This is a genomic window from Rhizobium sp. IY2, assembly GCF_047532935.1.
Classification (GTDB): domain Bacteria; phylum Pseudomonadota; class Alphaproteobacteria; order Rhizobiales; family Rhizobiaceae; genus Rhizobium; species Rhizobium anhuiense.
On record NZ_JBLKNU010000008.1, the window covers coordinates 72,557 to 92,119 of the forward strand.

The window sequence follows — 19,563 nt, forward strand, 5'->3', positions numbered from 1 at the left end:
CATCACCGCCCGATCCGGCAGCCGGGGCACCCAAAGGCAAAAAAAGCGGGCTCAGCCCGCTTTTCCGCTCCGGCCCTGCCGGATATCCGGATCACAAAGCTGCCAGTTCATCCGTGGTCAGCATCGCGCCGGTAAGATCGAAGGGTCATCCCTCGTGCGCCCGGCTGCAACTGAAAGCTGCTCATGCCGGTCTTCCTGCGAGTATTTCTAGATTTTGAAAATGACAGCGACATGACGAATAGGCGGCACTTTTGCGAAGAAATAGAAGCGTCGTCCCATTTATCCTTCCAAACCGCGGAAATTTCGCTAAGACCAAACCCCGGCTATCACAAATCCGGGGACTTCCCTTTTCATGACAAGATTCGATGTTCTGACAGTCGGCAACGCAATCGTGGATATCATTGCCCGTTGCGACGACCAGTTCCTCATTGACAACCAGATCACCAAAGCGGCGATGAACCTCATCGATGCCGAACGCGCCGAACTTCTATATTCGCGCATGGGACCGGCGCTCGAAGCCTCCGGCGGCAGCGCCGGCAATACCGCGGCGGGCGTGGCTAACCTCGGCGGCAAGGCTGCCTATTTCGGCAATGTCGCCGCCGATCAGCTCGGTGACATCTTCACCCACGACATCCGCGCCCAGGGCGTCCACTATCAGACCCGGCCCAAGGGCACTTTCCCGCCGACGGCGCGCTCGATGATCTTCGTCACCGAGGACGGCGAGCGTTCGATGAACACCTATCTCGGCGCCTGCGTCGAGCTCGGCCCCGAAGACGTCGAGCCCGACGTCGTCGCCGACGCCAAGGTCACCTATTTCGAAGGTTATCTCTGGGATCCGCCACGCGCCAAGGAAGCGATTCTCGACTGTGCCCGCATCGCCCACGAAAACGGCCGCGAAATGTCGATGACGCTGTCCGACAGTTTCTGCGTCGGCCGCTACCGCGGCGAATTCCTCGATCTGATGCGCTCCGGCAAGGTCGATATCGTCTTCGCCAATCGCCAGGAAGCGCTGTCGCTCTACGAGACCGATGATTTCGAGGAGGCGCTGAACAGGATCGCCGCCGATTGCAAGATCGCTGCCGTGACGATGAGCGAGCATGGCGCCGTCATCCTGAAGGGCAACGAGCGTTTTTACGTCGATGCGATCCGGATCAGGGAAGTTGTCGATACGACGGGCGCCGGCGACCTCTTCGCCTCCGGTTTCCTCTATGGCTACACCCAGGGGCGCTCTCTGGAGGATTGCGGCAAGCTCGGCTGCCTGGCCGCCGGCATCGTCATTCAGCAGATCGGCCCGCGCCCGATGACCTCGCTTGCCGAGGCCGCCAAACAGGCAGGGCTTATTTAAAGGCTTCGCCGGGATAGGCGCCCCAGATCTCCGACTGCGCCACCCAGCCGGAGGCACCTTCGGTTTCGGCCCGGCACCAGTCGCCGTTGCATTCGCCGATCGTGATCATCACGCCGGGTTCCAGCTTGGCGACGATCGAGGCGGAGGGCAGCGCCTCGCGGCGCAGATTGACATAGACGCCCTTGCCTTTCGTCTTCATCCAGGGGGCGGCGATCGCCGCGCGCTGACCCGATAGCAGCGACTGGTTGACCCAGCCTTCGGTCCCGTCGGCATCGCGGATGCGGCGCCAGTTGTCGTATTCCTGGATGATTTCCACCGGCAGGCCGGATTTCAGGTACATCCACGAGACGGCGTAATCCGTTCCCGGGCCGATGCGCAGATTGACGCGCTTGGATTTCAGGGTGACGAAACGCGGCAATGGCAATCCGCTTGGACCTTTGGCCGCCTGCGCATGGGCGAATTCGACGGTTCCCATGGATGTAGCCAGAGCGATGGCAAGGGCGAGGCAGGACTTCAGAACTTTGCTGCGCATGGAGGTTTCCGTTTGCTCGAATTCGCGGGCAGGCCCGGCCTGCTCGCGGTCCGGGCTCTGACATTCCCCGGCTGCACCGCGAGTTTTGTTTGTCTTCGCGTGCGGGTCTGGTAGAAAATGCCCGGAATGGGAAAATTATCACCCCTCTTGGTTAAAGACCTCTGAACAAGGCACCACAGCCAGCCATGACAGCGAAGAAAAAACCGAAGGTCTACATCACCCGCAAGCTGCCCGATGCCGTCGAAACCCGCATGCGCGAGCTCTTCGACGCCGAGCTGAACATCGACGATGCGCCGCGTTCCGTTCCCGAGCTTGTCGCCGCGGTCAAGACCGCCGACGTGCTGGTGCCGACCGTCACCGACCGCATCGACGCGGCGCTGATCGAACAGGCGGGGCCACAGATGAAGCTGATTGCGAGCTTCTCCAACGGCACCGATCACATCGACGTCGAGGCGGCGGCGCGCAAGGGCATCACCGTCACCAACACGCCGAACGTCCTGACCGAGGACACCGCCGACATGACCATGGCGCTGATTCTCGCTGTTCCGAGAAGGCTTGGTGAGGGCGCGCGTGTGCTGACCGACAAGCCGGGCGAATGGGCCGGCTGGTCTCCCACCTGGATGCTCGGCCGGCGCATTCACGGCAAGCGCATCGGCATCGTCGGCATGGGCCGCATCGGTACGGCGGTGGCCCGCCGCGCCAAGTCGTTCGGCCTGTCGATCCACTATCACAACCGCAAACGCGTCAATCCAGCCGTCGAGGACGAGTTGGAGGCGACCTATTGGGAAAGCCTCGACCAGATGCTCGCCCGCGTCGACATCGTTTCGATCAATTGTCCGTCGACGCCGGCGACCTTCCACCTGATTTCGGCGCGCCGTCTGGCGCTGCTGCAGCCGACGGCCTATCTCGTCAACACCGCGCGCGGCGACGTGGTCGATGAGGCTGCGCTGATCAAATGCCTCAGGGAGGGCCGGATTGCCGGCGCCGGCCTCGACGTCTTCGAAAACGAGCCTGCCGTCAACCCGAAGCTCGTCAAACTCGCCAATGAGGGCAAGGTCGTGCTGCTGCCGCATATGAGTTCGGCGACGATCGAAGGCCGCATCGATATGGGCGACAAGGTCATCATCAATATCCGCACCTTCATCGACGGTCACAGGCCGCCCAATCGGGTGCTGCCGGGGCGTTGAAGCCGTGCATTTGATTTAGACGGGGCGAATCGTCGGCGCAATGGCCTTGCGCATCTCGATGAACGTCGTCCCGGCAAAGCCGGGATGCGCTTTCTCGGCGGTTCTGGAAAATCCCCAGGCGGCAAAGACGGTATGATTTTCCGTGAGCTCGATCCGCGTTTCCAGCCGCAAGGCGGGAAGGTCGAGCGATGCGGCCGTTTCCTCGGCAATCGTCAGCAGCCGCTTGCCAATGCCCTTTCCCTGCGCTTCGGGCAGAACGGCGAGTTTGCCGACATAGAGACAATCGGCCTCCGGCCGCAGGAAGAGGCAGCCGATCAGCTTTTCGCCGTCGATGGCGACATGGCCGATCTCGGCCCTGGCCTTTTCGGCCAGTGACTCGGTCGTGAGCTTGAGCGCCGAGGATGGCGGGTCGATCCTGCCGTTCATGGAAGCGAAGGCGGCGAGGATGAGCGCGAGCAGTTCGTCCCAGCGCGTGAAGCTCTGGTCGAGAGGGACGATTGTCATCCGGTCTGCCTCTCCCGCGTGCGGCGTCTTCTGTAGCGGACCGTGTCGAAGCGGGCCGAGAGCGCGTCGTAGAGCAGCAGCCGTCCGACCAGTGGTTCGCCGGTGCCGGTGATGAGCTTGATCGCTTCCATCGCCATCATCGTGCCGATGACGCCGGTCAGCGCGCCGATGATGCCGGCCTCGGCGCAGGCAGGAATGAGCCCCGCCGGCGGCGCTTCCGGAAAGAGGTCACGATAACAAGGGTAGAGTGTTCCGTCCTCGGTACTCTCATAGGGCTTGAGAACCGTCAGCGAACCGTCGAAACGGCCGACGGCGCCGGTGACGAGCGGAATGCGCGCTTCCTCGGCCGCATCGGCGGCGGCATAACGCGTGTCGAAATTGTCGGAGCCGTCGATCAGCAGATCGAAGCCGGAGAGCTGACGGCGGGCGGCCTCCGGGGAAAAGCGTTCCTCGAAGCGGATCAGCCGGACATGCGGATTGAGCCGGGCGATGGCGAAGGCAGCACTCTCCGTCTTCAACTCGCCGATCGTTCCGGAATCATGGATCACCTGGCGCTGCAGGTTGGAGAGCGACACCCGGTCGTCGTCGACGATACCGAGCGTGCCGACGCCGGCTGCGGCCAGATATTGCAGGATCGGCGCGCCGAGGCCGCCGGCGCCGATCACCAGCACGCGGGCGGCTTTCAGCTTCTGCTGGCCGGCGCCCCCGATCTCGGGGAGCAGGATGTGGCGGTGATAACGGGCGATTTCGTCCGGGCTGAGCGGTTCCATGGCACCGATGTTATCATGACGGCCGACGTCGGGAAAAGCTGCCTCGGTCATTCGAACACCCGTCCCTCCGCCACCGTGAAAAACTGCGCCCTGTCGCCCAGCGCCGAAAACATCGAGCGATCCGTTCCGGTCATGAAGGCCTGGCCGCCGAGCCCGTCGATGAGATCGAACAGCGCGGCGCGTCTATTCTCGTCGAGATGCGCTGCGATTTCGTCCAGCAGCAGGATCGGTGCATGGCCGGTGAGATTGCCGACGAGGCGCGCATGCGCAAGCACCAGGCCGACAAGCAATGCTTTCTGCTCGCCGGTGGAACAACGCTCCGCCTCCATCGCCTTTTCGCGGTGATGCACGATGAGATCGGCCCGGTGCGGCCCCTCGAGCGTGCGCCCTGCGCCGGCATCGCGATAGCGGCTCTCTGCCAGCATCGCCGCGTAATCGTCCTCGAGGTCGACCGAGGGGCGCGAAAATTGTCCGTCCATGAAGCCCGAGAGCTGCAGCGATGCCGAAGGGAAGGGCGAAGTCTCCCGCGTTTCTTCGATCAGCCGGGTCAGCAGGCCGAGCATCTCCTGGCGGGCGAGCGCCATGGCGATGCCGAGGCTTGCCATTTGCTCCTCGATGCCGGCGAGCCAGGAGGGATCGAAGCGGCCCTCGTCCAGCAATTTGTTGCGGCTGCGCATGGCGCGCTCGAAATCGCTGGCGCGGCGGCCATGGGCGGGATCGAGCGACAGCACCAGCCGGTCGAGAAAACGGCGCCGGTCGGAAGAGGCGCCGGTAAAGAGGCCGTCCATCGCCGGCGTCAACCAGAGAAGGCGCAGGTGGTCGGTCAACTCGTCGGCAGTCTTTGCCGGGGTGCCGTTGATGCGCAGCCTGCGGGTGGTGGTCTCCTCGCCTGTTTCGATGCCGGTGCCGATCTCGACGTCGCCCTCCATGCCGTCGAGTGCGGCGAAGATCGAAAAGCCGCCGGCCGCGCCGACCCGGGTTATATCGCCATAGGCGGCGCGGCGCAGACCGCGGCCGGGCGAAAGCAGCGAGACGGCCTCCATGAGATTGGTCTTGCCGGCGCCGTTGTCTCCCGTGAGCACGGCGTGTCGACCGTCAAGGGTAAGGGCCGCCGCCGCATAATTGCGGAAGTCGGTCAGCTTCAGACGGGAAAGAGAAACCTTGTGCGGCATTGAATGTCCGGAATCGTGAAGCGTGACAGCTAAGCCTAAGCGGCGTTGATGGCAAGGCTGACAGCTTGACGGCCGTGGATCGCGTGCCCTGGTGGTGTCGCAGCGAGGCTTGGGGGCCACATGGGGATAAGTTCAGGGCGCGAAATACCGCGGGGGCATATTTTCCGGCAGATCCCGTGACCGAGGTCCTGGCGTCCGGCATCCTTCCGATGTAACGGTCAGCATGCCGCCCTCTAATCAGCTAAAAATACAACCTGAGAGAGGATGATCCCATATCGCTGGACCGATACCGTCGACGGTCACGCTCAATGTCGTCAAGCGCCAGATATTCGGGCTTTTGCCGCATTCCCTTGAGGCCACTGACGTAACGTAAGGTCCAAAAAAAGTCGGTTGAAATTTGCAACTGTAGGGTTGAGTTATCCCGTGAAAACGATATGGTAAACGAACCGTTTACGTATCAGAGAGTGATGAAGTGCCAGATCCGGTTGATATTATCGTTGGTCGCAACGTAAGACAGTTTCGCGCTCTTCGCCGTGTTTCCCAGCTCGAGCTTGGCGAAGCACTCGGACTGACTTTCCAGCAGATCCAGAAATACGAAAAGGGGACGAACCGCGTTTCCGCCAGCAAGCTGCATCAGATCGCGGTTTTTCTCGATGTCGATATCTCTGCTCTTTTCGAGGGAGCCGGCATATCGCAATTCGGCAGCCGTATCGAACTCAGCCCCGACGCCTATGCGCTTGCGCTGAGCTACGACAAGCTGAGCTCACCGGCAGGCAAGGAAGCGGTCAAGACCATTGTCACCCTCATGACAGGCGAAGCGGCAGAAACCGCCGTCTGATCCCTGCCGCCGGCTCACCGAAAAGCACGATCTGTTCCGGGCCTGAATTATGTCCGGATAGATATGGCTGTGCAGCGGTTGGGGAACGGCGTGCATCAGGACAGAGACTGGAAGCAGGTCACCTGAATGAGGTTCGATATCGCGTTTTAGTGAATCTCGCATTCGTGCAGCGCCATCAGCAGGTCGTCCTGCGTCTGGTGGCCGGCATGATAGAGGTCGATCGCGATGCTGGCGATCGAAAGGCCCTGCTGGCTGCGAAGCTTGATATTGCGCTCGGCGCACCATGTGTAGATGGCGCCGGCGAGAACGTCGACGTCTTCGGACTGAGAGGAAAAGGCTGGCGCCATGGTCGATACCCTTGGTTTGGTTGTTCCCACTAGAGCATTTCCGTTTTTCTCCGATTCACGGAAATGCTCTATCTTTTTGTTTATTCCCGGCAAAAGCGTTTCACGCTTTGCCTGGCAAAACCGCTGCGCACTTTTGCTGCAATTGCTCTAAAGCACGTCGCGTCGAGCAAAGGATGCTCTATCGCTTCGAACCTGGGCATCGTCTCTTCCGAATATCGCTTCCGGTTTTCGGTGTTGTGCGCTGACGGCAGAGACTGAATTCATTTGGAAAACTTGCAAGCGGCATCATCTGGCTGCGTTAATGCAAGTCGTCTTCCCTCGCGCCGCCGTGTCGTTCTGGAACAGATTTCCCGGCACGAGCGGCGAATGTCGCAAATTGGGACTCGCGCAACAAAAAGCCGGAGACGTTTCCGTCCCCGGCTTTAGAGATAGGCGTGTCGATCGCCGCTCAGCCCTCGAAGAATTCCTTCATCCGGGCAAAGAAGCCCGTCGATTCAGGATTGTTCTCCTTGGAGGAAAGCTGCTCGAATTCCTGAAGCAGTTCGCGCTGGCGCTTGGTGAGCTTCTGCGGTGTCTCGATCTGGATCTGGATGTAGAGGTCGCCCGTCTGTGCCGAACGCAGCACCGGCATGCCCTTGCCCTTGAGGCGGAACTGTTTGCCGGCCTGCGTGCCCTCGGGCACGCTCACGCGCGACTTGGTGCCGTCGAGCGTCGCCACGTCGAAGGTGCCGCCGAGCGCGGCCGTCGTCATCGAGATCGGAACGGCGCAATAGAGATCGGCTCCGTCGCGCTGGTAGAATTCATGCGGTTTGACGGACAGGAAGATATAGAGGTCACCGGCCGGTCCGCCGCGGGCGCCGGCTTCGCCTTCGCCCTGCAGGCGGATGCGCGTACCGTCCTCGATGCCGGCGGGAATGTTGACCGAGAGCGAACGCTCTTCCGTCACCCGGCCCTGGCCATGGCACTTCGGGCAGGGGTCGGGAATGATCTGGCCGCGGCCGTGGCAGGTCGGGCAGGTCCGCTCGATCGAGAAGAAGCCCTGGGCCGCGCGCACGCGTCCCGATCCCTGGCAGGTGCCGCAGTTCTTCGGCTGTGTGCCGGGCTTGGCGCCAGAGCCCGAACAGACGTCGCAGGTGATCGACGTGGGAACGCGGATCTGCGCCGTCTTGCCGGAGAAAGATTCTTCCAGCGTTATTTCCATGTTGTAGCGAAGATCGGCGCCGCGCTCGCGGCCGCCCGACGAGCGCTGGCGCGCGCGCCCTCCACCCATCATCTCGCCGAAGATATCCTCGAAAATGTCGGAGAAGCCGCCGCCGGCAAATCCGCCGCCACCGCCGCCCATGCCGCCCTGCTCGAAGGCCGCATGGCCATAACGGTCATAGGCCGCCCGCTTCTGCGGGTCCTTGAGCATCTCGTAGGCTTCGTTGATTTCCTTGAACTTGCGTTCGGCGTCCTTGTCATCCGGGTTCTTGTCCGGATGGAATTTCATCGCCAGTTTGCGGAAGGCGCTCTTCAGCTCTTTCTCGTCCGCCGTCTTGGCTACACCCAGAGTTTCGTAATAGTCCGCTTTTGCCATTAAGGATTAAACCCCGGAAATGGATTTCCGGCTGCCATGGTGAGCAGCCGGATCAGGTGTTGAAGCATAACCACGCCGTCGCGGATTACGCGGACTTCTTGCGGTCGTCGTCCTTGATTTCCTCGTAGTCGGCATCGACGACATTGTCGCCGCCTTCCGCGGAGGCATCGCCGGCAGCGCCGCCTTCGGCCTGCTGTGCTTCATAGATCGCCTGGCCGAGCTTCATCGACACTTCCATCAGCGTCTGGGTCTTGGCCTTGATGTCGTCGGCATCCGGCTCGGAGGCTTCCGAAGCCGTCTTCAGCGCGGCGATCGCATCCGAGATCGCGGTGCGGTCGGCCTCGGAAACCTTGTCGCCGTAATCCTTCAGCGACTTTTCTGTCGAATGGATCAGGCTTTCGGCCTGGTTCCGGGCTTCGACGGCCTCGCGGCGCTTCTTGTCCTCGGTGGCATGGGCTTCAGCATCCTTGACCATCTTCTCGATGTCGGCGTCGGAAAGGCCGCCGGAAGCCTGGATGCGGATCTGCTGTTCCTTGCCGGTGCCCTTGTCCTTGGCCGAAACCTGCACGATGCCGTTGGCGTCGATGTCGAAGGTGACTTCGATCTGCGGCATGCCGCGCGGCGACGGCGGCAGACCGACGAGGTCGAACTGGCCGAGCAGCTTGTTGTCGGCGGCCATTTCGCGCTCGCCCTGCGAAACGCGGATGGTGACGGCCTGCTGGTTGTCTTCGGCGGTCGAGAAGGTCTGGCTCTTCTTCGTCGGGATCGTCGTGTTGCGTTCGATCAGACGGGTGAAGACACCGCCGAGCGTTTCGATGCCGAGCGACAGCGGCGTCACGTCGAGGAGCAGCACGTCCTTGACGTCGCCCTGCAGAACGCCGGCCTGGATGGCGGCGCCAAGCGCCACGACTTCATCCGGGTTGACGCCCTTGTGCGGCTCCTTGCCGAACAGCTGCTTGACGACTTCCTGGACCTTCGGCATGCGGCTCATACCGCCGACGAGAACCACTTCGTCGATTTCGGCGGCGGTAACGCCGGCATCCTTGAGGGCTGCCTTGCACGGCGCGATGGTGCGCTGGACGAGATCGTCGACCAGGCTTTCGAGCTTGGCGCGGGTCAGCTTCAGCGTCAGATGCTTCGGACCGGAGGCGTCGGCGGTGATGAACGGCAGGTTGATTTCGGTCTGCTGCGAGGACGACAGCTCGATCTTAGCCTTTTCGGCAGCTTCCTTGAGGCGCTGCAGGGCAAGCTTGTCGTTCTTCAGGTCGATGCCGTTGTCCTTCTTGAACTCGGCGACGAGATATTCGACGAGACGCATGTCGAAGTCTTCACCGCCGAGGAAGGTATCGCCGTTGGTGGACTTCACTTCGAAGACGCCGTCGCCGATCTCAAGGATCGAAATATCGAAGGTGCCGCCGCCAAGGTCGTAGACAGCGATGGTCTTGCCGTCCTTCTTGTCGAGGCCGTAGGCGAGGGCTGCAGCGGTCGGCTCGTTGATGATGCGCAGGACTTCAAGACCGGCGATGCGGCCGGCATCCTTGGTTGCCTGGCGCTGCGCGTCGTTGAAGTAGGCGGGAACGGTGATGACGGCCTTTTCGACCTTTTCGCCGAGATAGGATTCGGCGGTTTCCTTCATCTTCTGAAGGATCATCGCGGAAATCTGTGCGGGCGAATAGCCCTTGCCATTGGCTTCGACCCAGGCATCGCCATTGTCGCCCTTGACGATGGTGAAGGGAACGAGGTGCTTGTCCTTCTCGACGGTCGGATCTTCGTAGCGGCGGCCGATCAGGCGCTTGACTGCAAAGAGCGTGTTCGTCGGGTTGGTGACTGCCTGGCGCTTGGCCGGCTGGCCGACGAGGCGTTCGCCATCATCGGAAAATGCCACCATGGAAGGGGTCGTGCGTGCACCTTCCGCATTCTCGATAACCTTGGCGTCCTTGCCGTCCATGACTGCGACGCAGGAATTTGTCGTTCCAAGGTCGATACCAATTACTTTTGCCATGTCATTCTCTCCTTGAAGCAAGCTGTCGGAACCCCGAGAAGGCATTTCCCTGACAGCCCCTTACGGGATGGGTCTACTTAAGATTACGCAATCGTGATTGCGGTGATGCGGCGTATATAAGGAGCGGTTTTCTGGACTGCAAGGCGAGAAATGGCCCGGAATCCGGCAAAACGAATGTGTTGCATTCAATTTTGACAGTCGCCGGGAAAGAGCTTGCCTCATGTCCGCAAAGCGGTCGATATCTAGAGCATCGGCCTTGCGCCGGGCATGCAGCAAAGGATCTCACTGGCCCATGATCAGATCGAGCAGCGTCGTGCGCCGCGGTTGCACGGAAGAGGTCGTCTGCGGCCCGCCGACATCGCCCGGCGGCACCATGCCCTCATAGCCGGAACCGCCGCCTTCGGCGATGTCCGCAGGCGGAACCGGGCCGTTGCCGGAGGGCGCCGCCGGCTGCCGGGCAGGCGCTTGCGGATAGCGGTTTGCATTGTCGTTGCCGCCGAAGACGCCGGAAATGATGCCGCCGATCGTCGACGGCGGCGCCTCCGCCGTCATCGGTTGCCCGCCGCCCGACTGTGCACTACCCCCTTGTCCATCACCGGGGGCCGTCTGTGCCATCGGCTGACCACTGTTCGGATCGGCAGTCAACTGGCCGTTGCCGAAGAGCGGCGCCGGCGAAAGACCTTTGTGGGCGGCGATCATGAATTCCTTCCAGGCCTTTGCGGGCAAGCCGCCGCCGGTCACCTTCTTCATCGGCTTGCCGTCGTCATTGCCGAACCAGACGCCGGTGGTGAGGTTGCTGGTGAAGCCGACGAAGAGCGCGTCGCGCGAATTCTGCGTCGTGCCGGTCTTTCCGGCGGCCTGCCAGCCGGGGATCTTGGCGCTCTTGCCGGTGCCGTTGTCTATGACGCCCATCATCATTGCATCCATCTCGGCGACGATCTGCTCGGAGAGCACGCGCGGCGGGCTGTCATAGGTATTTTCGTACAGAACCTTGCCCTCGGCGGTCGTCACCCGGCGGATGACGTGCGGCGTCGCCTTGTAGCCGCCGTTCATGAAGGCGGCATAGGAGGCAGTGAGTTCCATCAGCGACACTTCGGACGTGCCGAGCGCGATCGAGGCGTTCGGCTGCAGTTCGCTTTCGATGCCGAGCCGGTGGGCAAGCTTGATCACCTGATCCGGCCCGTCATACATCACCAGCTGGGCGGCCACCGTGTTCAGCGACTTGGCAAGCGCGGTCGCCAGCGTCACTTCGCCATTGTATTTCTTCTCGTAATTTTCCGGTGTCCAGTCGCCGATCCGGATCGGCGCGTCATTGAACACCGAGTAGGGCGTCAGCCCTTTCTCGAGTGCGGCGGCATAGACGAAGGGCTTGAACGAGGAACCCGGCTGGCGCTTCGCCTTGACGGCGCGGTTGAACTGGCTCGTCGCATAGTCCCTGCCGCCGACCAGCGCCCGGATCGCGCCGGTGCCGTCGATCGAGACGAGGGCCGCCTGCGAGGCGTCGAGCTTGCCGCCCTCCTTGTCGAGCACGTCGACCAGCGATTGCTCGGCCTTCTTTTCCAGCGATTTGTCGATCGTCGTATCGACGATGACGTCTTCCTTGACGTCGCCTATCAGGCCCGGCAGCTCGTCCATCACCATGTCGGCGACATAGTGCCCGGCGCCCGACCAGTAACTCTTGGCCGAAGCCGGGGTCTGCGACATCGCGGTCTTGACTTCGGAATCGGTGATGAAGCCCTGTTCGCGCATTGCCGCGAGCACAAGCTGTGCGCGTGCATTCGCCGCTTCCGCATCGCGGGCCGGCGAAAGCCGCGACGGCGCCTTGAGCAGGCCGGCCAGCACCGCGGCCTCGCCGAGGTTCACGTCACGCGCCGATTTGTTGAAATAGCGGCGCGAGGCCGCCTCCACGCCATAGGCGTTCGATCCGAAGAACACCCGGTTGAGATACATCGCAAGGATCTGGTCCTTGGTGTATTTCTGCTCCAGCCAGAGCGAGAGCAGCACCTCCTGCACCTTGCGTTCCAGCGTCCTCTCAGGGGAGAGGAAGAGGTTCTTGGCAAGCTGTTGTGTCAGTGTCGAGCCACCCTGCACCATGTGGCCGGCCGTGAAGTTGGTCACTACAGCCCGGCCGAGGCCGAGCGGATCGACGCCGAAATGCGAATAGAAACGCCGATCCTCGATGGCGATGACGGCTTCCGGAATATAGGGCGACATGTTTTCGAGCGACAGCGCCTCGCCGCCGGTGGCGCCGCGATTGGCGATGACGCTGCCGTCGACGGCGGTGATCTTGACGTTCGGCGGCCGTTCCGGGATCGCCCATGTGCTGGCGCTCGGCATGCGCGAGCCATAATAAACCACCAGCCCGGCAACGCCGATGCCGGCCCAGATGAAAAGCACGACGCACCAGTAGATCACGCGGCGCATGAAACCGAAAAGGTCGCCGCCGTCACGCTCCCGCGGCTCGCGCCGCCGCTGGGGGGCGGCACGCTGCGGCGGCGGTTTTGAACCGCCGCGGCGCTGGGATCGGCTGCCGGCGATGCGATCGTCGGCATCGAGCGAAAATTCGTCATCGTCGCGTGCCGGGCGGCCGCTGAAGGACGGTTCTATTCTGTCGCCTGATCTGCCTCTGCCTGCCATCGCGGACCGGTCATACCCCATGTTCGATCGCGAAGCTTGGCTTCGCACAACGGTGCACTTGCGGGCGCCGTGATCATCCGACTGAACTGTAAATGCGGCGATTTAACGGGGTGTTAATAATGGAAATCAAAGCAGATCGCGCAGGTAAAGCGCGTCGCGTCAAACCGCATTGATACGGTGCGCCGTAAGTCCCAAACCGCCACAGATTTCTCTGCGACATGCATTGGCCTTCAAAACTGCCGGGCCTCGTAATCGTCGAGCGTTTCCGGGTCCTGCTTATATTCCCACTCGCCCAGATGAAAGCGGCGCCAGATCTGGCCGGAAGGATTGAGCTTCGCCCCATCGGTAAGGCGGACAGGCAGGAGTGGGTTGTGTTTATGCCAAACGGTAACATCTGTGGCGGCTGCCCGGGGGCGAAAAGCCCCAGGAAAGCCAGGTAGTCTTGCGTCATCAGGGTCCAGCCTCGAACGGATTACGATCAATCCGCAACGCCACGAAATTGCAATAAACAACCCCGCAACACAAGAGCATCACGATACCCTCACATCAAATTGTCGTCGGCCTCTTGCGCGCATCCATGCCAATTTTCATGACTGTCGCAAATCTGACATAGCGCGCGCCGATTTGCGCTCGCCGGCGAGGCGGGCAGACGCACACAGGCGTCATATCTGCGCAGGCGGTAACGGTCGATTCGACAAAATTGAATGAAGCCGGCCTTGGAGAAATCCGGGGATGGAGGAAAGCCGGCTGAGGATGGCTCGTGGCCGTGACGCGGAAATGCACACGCTGCTTTCGGCGTTGCGTTGAACATCTTCCGTCTGGTCGGTGGAACCAATAGGCTCGGCGATTGTTTAAGGAGAAGCGGGACAACCCCTCACGTCCCGCGCATGATCGGCCGTCTCCCCTCAACACGCGCCGATCGACATCAGGCCCGGTGCATCCCTCATGGGAGCGCCGGGCTTTTTCTTGGATGGTTGCCTTGGCTGGCAAACCTCGAGAGAGGACGGCGCTGCCGCCCCTTCTGTTTCATTGGTCGCAGGAGGGATCGCCGGGGCGGCAATCAAAATCCCTACGGCCCGGTCTGCGATCATCGCCTCTCCGGTCGGCTCCTTGCCGGTCGTACCTTTGCCGATCGTCTCGTTGCCGATCGTCCCTTTGATTGACGCCGCGCCGATCCCGGTCACCATCACGCCAATCTCGGTCGCGATCCCGCTCGCGCCAGTTCCGGTCGCGATCCCGGTTATCCCGCTCGCGATTTAGGTTATCCCCGTCGCGATCTACGTTATCCCGATCCCGATCCCGATCCCGATCCCGATCCCGGTTGTCGCGGTCGCGGTAATAATAGTCCGGACCGCGGCTCCAGCGGTCACGCTCGCGATAGAAATCGCGGTTGCGGTAATAGCGGTCCCAATAATTATCGACGCTGAAGCGGATAACCGGAATGCCGAGCGGACGGTAATATTGCGGACCGACATAGATGCGGCGTTGCTGGTAGAGGGCCTGCACGTACTGGCCGGAGACCCAGCCGCGGCCGCCGTAGAACTCGACGTCGCACCAGTTGACGTCGGAAAGGCATCCGCGGATCTCGACCGAGGAACCGACCGGTATGACTGCGACGGCAGGATATCGGGTGCTCGGACCCGCACGCATGTTGACGTTCGCCGTCGAGTAGCCCTCGGCAGCCTGCGCTATGGCGGGCGCCAGCATGAACAGGCCGGCCGCTGCGATTTTAACAAAGAGATTTTTCACGCTTCTCAGTCCTCGTTGGCACGTTTTTCAGGCAGCAATTGGCCGTGTTTCCGTGGCATGTGCCCTTGAAACAAAAGATAGAGCGATCGCCCGCAGCTGTTAGGGCGCTATCATTCATCTTATCTTTCAATGGCTTATATGTCGTCCGCGATGAACGTAGCTTGAACGGCAAATCCGCGGCGCCTGAAGCTGCAACCAATGTTTCCGACTGGAGTTGGTGCCGTTAACGCCCCGTTAACCTTTCGCGGGCAGTCTCATTGCAATACCGCTTTCTCCTTGACCACGGATGAACTGGCACTGAGATGAGCGGACGACGAAAGGCCGGTTCGAACCGGCCTTTTTGTTGTCGCGATTTTCGCATGGCGCATCCTGAAGGCGCGCCTTTCCCTCTCAGGCGGCGAGCGCCTGCAGGATCCGTACCCAGGAGCGGATGCCCTTGTGGTAGGAGACAAGCTCGTATTTCTCGTTCGGCGAATGGATGCGGTCGTCACTGAGGCCGAAGCCGACCAGCAGCGATTCCATGCCGAGCATCTTCTGGAAGTCCCCCACGATCGGGATCGACCCGCCCATGCCGATGACGATGGCGGGTTTCGGCCATTCGTCGGACAGCGCGTTCTTCGCCTTGGTCAGAACCGGCGAATCATAGGAAAGGTGGATCGCCGGCGAGCCCCCATGCGGATGGAACTCGACCGAGCAATCGGCGGGAATCTTCGTGCTGATATAGCTACGGAAAGCCCTGCGGATGGCGTCTGGATCCTGCGTGCCGACAAGCCGGAACGAAACCTTGGCCGAAGCCTTGGCGGCGATCACCGTCTTGAAGCCTTCGCCGGTATATCCGCCCCAGATGCCGTTGATTTCGGCGGTCGGCCGCGCCCAGGTGAGTTCCAGCACCGAACGGCCCTTTTCGCCGGACGGAATGGAAAGGCCGACTTCGCCGAGGAAGCTCTCCGCGGTCCTGCCGAGCGTCTCCCAGGACGCCTTGATATTGTCGGGTGTTTCCTCGACGCCGTCATAGAAGCCGTCGAGCGTGATGCGGCCTGTCACGTCATGCAGGCCGGCAAGAGCCTCGACGAGAATATGGATCGGATTGGCCGCAGCGCCTCCGAACAGACCGGAATGCAGGTCGCGGTCGGCGGCCGTCACGATCACTTCCTCGCCGACGAGGCCACGCAATGCGGCGGCGATTGCCGGCGTGTCGCGGTCCCACATGCCGGTATCGCAGACGAGCGCATAATCGGCCTTGAGCTCGGCGGCATTGGCTTCGAGGAAGGGCTTCAGGGATGGCGAGCCGGATTCTTCCTCGCCCTCGAAGAGAATGGTGATGCGGCAGGGAAGCGCGCCGTTGATCTCCTTATAGGCGCGGCAGGCCTCGACGAAGGTCATCAACTGGCCTTTGTCGTCCGAGGTGCCGCGGCCGGTCAAAATCTTGCGACCCTCGCCGAGATCCTTGATCGACGGCTGGAACGGATCGTTTTCCCACAGCTCGATCGGATCGACCGGCTGGACGTCGTAATGGCCGTAAAAGAGAACATGCGGTGCATCGGAAGCAGCGCCGGCATGGTGGGCGACCACCATCGGATGGCCAGGCGTGTCGCGCACCGAGGCCGTAAAGCCGAGCCCTTCAAGATAAGCGACGAGCCATTCCGCCGCCTTTCGGCATTCGGCCTTATAGGCGGGATCAGTGGAAATCGACTGGATGCGCAGAAGTTCGAATAGCTTGTCGAGGCTCGATGGAAGGTTCTGGTCCGCGCGCGCAAGCACCTGATTGATATCGGTCATTTTCGACTCCTTTTGAAATTCGGCCGGACGATAGACCAAACCAGAAAGGCAGGCGAGGCGGAAAAACAAAAAATCGGCGGCGCGAAAGACCGGCGGGGCATGGATCAATATCAGGAAGATTTACTGAATAATATAGAAGAGAATACTAATTCAATTTACGGTTATTTAGCATAACCTAAATAACCTGATCGAATTCAGCTGTGGGAGGGGCAGATGTTTTCGGTCATCGCATGTATTCGGGACAATCACGATTGGCGGCTGGTGATTGCGGCGGCAGCGGTCTGTCTGGTCGGCGCGATGGCGGCGATGCTGCCGCTTTCCCGCGCCCAGGAATGCGATGCCGGGCGGCGCAAACTCTGGATTGGCGCCTCGGCATTTGCTTTCGGCACCGGCGTATGGGCAACGCACTTCATTGCGATGCTGGCTTATGACGGCGGCATGCCGATCGGCTACCAGCTGGGCCTGACGGCGCTTTCCTTCCTCTTGTCGGTTGCCGGTTCGTGGGCGGCGATCCTCGTCGCTTCGGAAAGCCGCGGCAGGCTTTCTCGCGTGCGCGGCGGCGTTCTGATGGCGCTCGGCATCGCCTCCATGCACCTGACCGGCATGCAGGCGATCGAAACGCCGGCGGTAATCGTTTATGATCCCTTCATGACGCTGACTGCGGTTCTCGCAGGAGCGCTGTTGTCGAGCGCCGCCTTCCACGCTTTTTTCGAATTGAAGGGACCGAGGCGGCTCCTCGCCTCGTCCATCACCTTCGTCCTCGCGATCTGCGCTCTCCATTTCATCTCGATGGCCAGCATCACCCTCGTACCGGATCCCGGCAAAGAGGTTCCGGCAACGGTGCTCGACGCCAGCCTGCTCGCCGCGATCGTCGTGGCGGCGGCGACGACGCTCATTCTGATTGCGCTCGCGGTGGTCTTTATCGAAAGCCACCTGACGGATCTGAGGGGGCTCGCGAATGCCTCGCAGGAAGGACTGCTGATCCTGCGGGAAGGCCGGATCATCGATGCCAATGAACGCTTTCAGGGGCTTTCCGGCTGGAAACTCGCCGATCTTGCCAGCAAGGCGCCCTCGGCTGTTTTGACCGCTATTCAGGGGACTGGGCAGAACAAGCCAGGCGAAACGCTGCTCAACACCAGGAACGGCAAGGAGATCGCCGTCGAAGTGACCGCGAGCAGGATTGTTTATCGCGGACACAATTGCGAGGTGCTGGCGGTGCGCGATCTCACCGAGCGCAGGCAGGCCGAGGAGATGATCGAGCATCTCGCCCACCACGACGTGCTCACCGATCTGCCGAACAGGTCATTGTTCGATACCCGCATCCGGCAGGCGTTGCAGATGGCCGAACGAAAGAACAGCGAGGTTGCCCTCTTCTATCTCGACCTCGATCGCTTCAAAGCCGTCAACGATATCTTCGGTCATGCCGAAGGCGACCGCATTCTCGGCAAGGTCGCCTCGATCCTGCGCCGCGTGGCCGATGAGAGCGATACGATCGCCCGCCTCGGCGGCGATGAATTCGCCATCCTTCAGCCCGCCGGACAGCAGCCGGCAGCGGCGCAAAAGCTTGCGGCGGCGATACTCGACGAATTCGCCGCCGAGATGGACACGGCGCGTGACCCCACAGCCGTTGGTGTCAGCGTCGGCATCGCACTCTATCCGGCGGACGGCGCTGCTGCTGAAGAACTCTGCAACAATGCCGATATTGCACTTTACCGCGCCAAGCATGACGGTCGCGGCAAGGTCTGTTTCTTCGACGCGGAAATGGATAAGGCGGCACGGAACCGCCGCCAGATCGAAAGCGAACTGCGCCATGCGATCATCCGCAACCAGATCCATGTCAGCTATCAGCCGATCCTCGATGCGCTGAGCGGCGAGATTGGCGGCTATGAGGCCCTGATGCGCTGGAACCGGCCAGGTCACGGCTTGACCGAGCCCGATATCTTCATCCCGATCGCCGAGGAAAGCGGCTCGATCGTCCAACTCGGTGAATGGGTGTTGCAGCAGGCCTGCAGGGAGGCCGTGCGCTGGCCGCTGCCGTTGATGATCGCCGTCAATCTCTCGCCGGTGCAATTCATGCTGCCGAACCTCTGTGAGCGGATCGAGGCGATCCTCGCCGAAACCGGGCTTGCACCCAGCCGGCTGGAGCTCGAGATCACCGAGGCGGCCCTCATGCGCGATCGCGACCGGGTGATGACGATGTTGCTGCGGCTGCACAAGCTCGGCGTGCACATCGTCATGGATGATTTCGGCACCGGTTTTTCCTCGCTTTCCAACCTGCGTTCATTCCCTTTCGACAAGATCAAGGTCGACCGCAGTTTCACCGGCCTGCTGGAACATGATGCGGCGGCGCGCTCGATCGTGCGCGCCATCATTGGTCTTGGCCACAGCCTCGGCATGCCGGTGGTGACGGAGGGCGTGGAAACCGAAATGCAACGCCGGATCGTCGTCGAGGAAGGCTGCGCGCAAGTACAGGGCCTTTTGCTTGGCAAGCCGGATATCGAACCGAGCGTCAAGCTTGCCGCCCACGAAAACGTCCTGACCGCGCAGATTGAAACCGGCGTGTTCTCGTTGCGACACGCACACAGTGCCGGCGAATGAGCTTCTTCACAGCGCCTTGGCGTTTTCCAGAAGCCGCCGGATATATTCGAGCGTCAGCTCGCGCTCGAAGACCCGAAAACCCTTAAACAGCGCAAGGTCGGCCTCCCGCGCGATCTCGATCGCCTCGGCCTCCATGGCGCGGGCCTTCGGCGTCAGGAAGAGCAGTTGCGCCCGCCTGTCGGAGGGATGTGGACGGCGTTCGATCAATCCGTCGCGGACCATGCGCGAAAGCGTATTGGCCATGGTCGCCTGCTCGATATCGACCCGCTCGAGAAGCTGTTTCTGGGTCAGCCCGTCTTCGGCCCAGAGTTCCAGCAGAATGGGGAATTGGCCCGGAGAAAAACCCAGACCGACCGCGCGCTGGTGCAGCGAGCGGGCAAAACCCTTCGCCAGTTGGCTGGCAAGGTAGGCTCCCGAATCCATGCGGTTAAATCCCATGATTGCAAGTTAGGCTCAAAACCATGCTGGAGACAATGCAGCAAATCGCAGGCGATGCTTCATAAGATGCAAGCCGCGACGATAATTTC

The 19,563-nt window shown here is 61.5% G+C and carries 15 protein-coding genes and 1 pseudogene; 4 read left to right on the forward strand and 12 right to left on the reverse strand.

Going from position 1 to position 19,563, the window contains the following annotated elements; genetic code table 11:
- Positions 1 to 352 precede the first annotated feature (352 nt).
- Positions 353 to 1,345 (forward strand): adenosine kinase, encoded by a 993-nt coding sequence (locus ACMUVN_RS22640; protein ID WP_028755674.1) that lies wholly within the window; start codon positions 353 to 355, stop codon positions 1,343 to 1,345.
- On the opposite strand, the gene ACMUVN_RS22645 is transcribed toward ACMUVN_RS22640, so the two are convergent.
- Positions 1,338 to 1,877, reverse strand: coding sequence for an SH3 domain-containing protein (locus tag ACMUVN_RS22645; protein ID WP_028755675.1), 540 nt, complete (start codon positions 1,875 to 1,877; stop codon positions 1,338 to 1,340). The genes ACMUVN_RS22640 and ACMUVN_RS22645 overlap by 8 nt on opposite strands.
- A 185-nt stretch (positions 1,878 to 2,062) precedes the next feature.
- Here ACMUVN_RS22645 and ACMUVN_RS22650 point away from each other — a divergent pair, with 185 nt between their 5' ends.
- A complete protein-coding gene (locus tag ACMUVN_RS22650; RefSeq protein WP_097544477.1) occupies positions 2,063 to 3,064 on the forward strand; it encodes a 2-hydroxyacid dehydrogenase in 1,002 nt (333 codons plus the stop codon).
- 15 nt (positions 3,065 to 3,079) lie between these two features.
- On the opposite strand, the gene ACMUVN_RS22655 is transcribed toward ACMUVN_RS22650, so the two are convergent.
- Genes ACMUVN_RS22655 through recF form a run of 3 tightly spaced genes read right to left on the reverse strand, consistent with a single transcriptional unit; the run spans position 3,080 to position 5,510 of the window.
- A complete protein-coding gene (locus ACMUVN_RS22655; protein ID WP_414815465.1) occupies positions 3,080 to 3,568 on the reverse strand; it encodes a GNAT family N-acetyltransferase in 489 nt (162 codons plus the stop codon).
- Positions 3,565 to 4,389, reverse strand: coding sequence for a molybdopterin-synthase adenylyltransferase MoeB (locus ACMUVN_RS22660; protein ID WP_132573923.1), 825 nt, complete (start codon positions 4,387 to 4,389; stop codon positions 3,565 to 3,567). Before ACMUVN_RS22660 ends, ACMUVN_RS22655 begins: the two co-directional genes overlap by 4 nt.
- The gene (recF, locus tag ACMUVN_RS22665) at positions 4,386 to 5,510 is read right to left on the reverse strand and encodes a DNA replication/repair protein RecF (protein ID WP_028755679.1); all 1,125 of its coding nucleotides are present in this window, start codon (positions 5,508 to 5,510) and stop codon (positions 4,386 to 4,388) included. Before recF ends, ACMUVN_RS22660 begins: the two co-directional genes overlap by 4 nt.
- 472 nt (positions 5,511 to 5,982) lie before the next feature.
- Here recF and ACMUVN_RS22670 point away from each other — a divergent pair, with 472 nt between their 5' ends.
- Positions 5,983 to 6,348, forward strand: a complete 366-nt coding sequence (locus tag ACMUVN_RS22670; RefSeq protein WP_028755680.1) for a helix-turn-helix domain-containing protein — start codon at positions 5,983 to 5,985, stop codon at positions 6,346 to 6,348.
- 146 nt (positions 6,349 to 6,494) lie between these two features.
- Here ACMUVN_RS22670 and ACMUVN_RS22675 read toward each other — a convergent pair whose 3' ends face one another.
- The 7 genes and pseudogenes from ACMUVN_RS22675 to ACMUVN_RS22705 all read right to left on the reverse strand — a co-directional run bounded on the left by ACMUVN_RS22675 (position 6,495) and on the right by ACMUVN_RS22705 (position 16,438).
- Positions 6,495 to 6,695: a hypothetical protein gene (locus ACMUVN_RS22675; RefSeq protein ID WP_003544370.1), complete on the reverse strand. Its 201-nt coding sequence runs from the start codon at positions 6,693 to 6,695 to the stop codon at positions 6,495 to 6,497.
- A gap of 448 nt (positions 6,696 to 7,143) precedes the next feature.
- Positions 7,144 to 8,271, reverse strand: a complete 1,128-nt coding sequence (dnaJ, locus tag ACMUVN_RS22680; RefSeq protein ID WP_028755681.1) for a molecular chaperone DnaJ — start codon at positions 8,269 to 8,271, stop codon at positions 7,144 to 7,146.
- Positions 8,272 to 8,356: 85 nt separating this feature from the next.
- Positions 8,357 to 10,273, reverse strand: coding sequence for a molecular chaperone DnaK (gene dnaK / locus ACMUVN_RS22685; RefSeq protein WP_028755682.1), 1,917 nt, complete (start codon positions 10,271 to 10,273; stop codon positions 8,357 to 8,359).
- 282 nt (positions 10,274 to 10,555) lie between these two features.
- On the reverse strand, positions 10,556 to 12,910 hold the full coding sequence (locus ACMUVN_RS22690; RefSeq protein ID WP_414815466.1) for a transglycosylase domain-containing protein: 2,355 nt from the start codon (positions 12,908 to 12,910) through the stop codon (positions 10,556 to 10,558).
- A gap of 230 nt (positions 12,911 to 13,140) precedes the next feature.
- Positions 13,141 to 13,361 (reverse strand): annotated as a pseudogene (locus tag ACMUVN_RS22695) (hypothetical protein).
- Between the two features lie 575 nt (positions 13,362 to 13,936).
- On the reverse strand, positions 13,937 to 14,659 hold the full coding sequence (locus tag ACMUVN_RS22700; protein ID WP_028755685.1) for an SH3 domain-containing protein: 723 nt from the start codon (positions 14,657 to 14,659) through the stop codon (positions 13,937 to 13,939).
- Between the two features lie 390 nt (positions 14,660 to 15,049).
- A complete protein-coding gene (locus ACMUVN_RS22705) occupies positions 15,050 to 16,438 on the reverse strand; it encodes a M20/M25/M40 family metallo-hydrolase (RefSeq protein WP_028755686.1) in 1,389 nt (462 codons plus the stop codon).
- 213 nt (positions 16,439 to 16,651) lie between these two features.
- Between ACMUVN_RS22705 and ACMUVN_RS22710 the strand changes: the two genes are divergently transcribed.
- Positions 16,652 to 19,036: an EAL domain-containing protein gene (locus tag ACMUVN_RS22710; protein WP_414815467.1), complete on the forward strand. Its 2,385-nt coding sequence runs from the start codon at positions 16,652 to 16,654 to the stop codon at positions 19,034 to 19,036.
- Positions 19,037 to 19,042: 6 nt separating this feature from the next.
- Here ACMUVN_RS22710 and ACMUVN_RS22715 read toward each other — a convergent pair whose 3' ends face one another.
- Entirely contained in the window at positions 19,043 to 19,459 is a 417-nt protein-coding gene (locus ACMUVN_RS22715) for a MarR family winged helix-turn-helix transcriptional regulator (RefSeq protein ID WP_028755688.1), read from the reverse strand.
- Between the last annotated feature and the right edge of the window lie 104 nt (positions 19,460 to 19,563).

Excerpts from the sequence above, each read along its gene's own strand:
- ACMUVN_RS22660 (WP_132573923.1), bottom strand. The coding sequence starts at position 4,389 with ATGACCGAGGCAGCTTTTCCCGACGTCGGCCGTCATGATAACATCGGT.
- ACMUVN_RS22705 (WP_028755686.1), bottom strand. The coding sequence starts at position 16,438 with ATGACCGATATCAATCAGGTGCTTGCGCGCGCGGACCAGAACCTTCCA.
- ACMUVN_RS22710 (WP_414815467.1), top strand. The coding sequence starts at position 16,652 with ATGTTTTCGGTCATCGCATGTATTCGGGACAATCACGATTGGCGGCTG.
- recF (WP_028755679.1), bottom strand. The coding sequence starts at position 5,510 with ATGCCGCACAAGGTTTCTCTTTCCCGTCTGAAGCTGACCGACTTCCGC.
- ACMUVN_RS22690 (WP_414815466.1), bottom strand. The coding sequence starts at position 12,910 with ATGGCAGGCAGAGGCAGATCAGGCGACAGAATAGAACCGTCCTTCAGC.
- ACMUVN_RS22675 (WP_003544370.1), bottom strand. The coding sequence starts at position 6,695 with ATGGCGCCAGCCTTTTCCTCTCAGTCCGAAGACGTCGACGTTCTCGCC.
- ACMUVN_RS22655 (WP_414815465.1), bottom strand. The coding sequence starts at position 3,568 with ATGACAATCGTCCCTCTCGACCAGAGCTTCACGCGCTGGGACGAACTG.
- ACMUVN_RS22650 (WP_097544477.1), top strand. The coding sequence starts at position 2,063 with ATGACAGCGAAGAAAAAACCGAAGGTCTACATCACCCGCAAGCTGCCC.
- ACMUVN_RS22715 (WP_028755688.1), bottom strand. The coding sequence starts at position 19,459 with ATGGATTCGGGAGCCTACCTTGCCAGCCAACTGGCGAAGGGTTTTGCC.
- dnaK (WP_028755682.1), bottom strand. The coding sequence starts at position 10,273 with ATGGCAAAAGTAATTGGTATCGACCTTGGAACGACAAATTCCTGCGTC.
- ACMUVN_RS22640 (WP_028755674.1), top strand. The coding sequence starts at position 353 with ATGACAAGATTCGATGTTCTGACAGTCGGCAACGCAATCGTGGATATC.
- ACMUVN_RS22645 (WP_028755675.1), bottom strand. The coding sequence starts at position 1,877 with ATGCGCAGCAAAGTTCTGAAGTCCTGCCTCGCCCTTGCCATCGCTCTG.
- dnaJ (WP_028755681.1), bottom strand. The coding sequence starts at position 8,271 with ATGGCAAAAGCGGACTATTACGAAACTCTGGGTGTAGCCAAGACGGCG.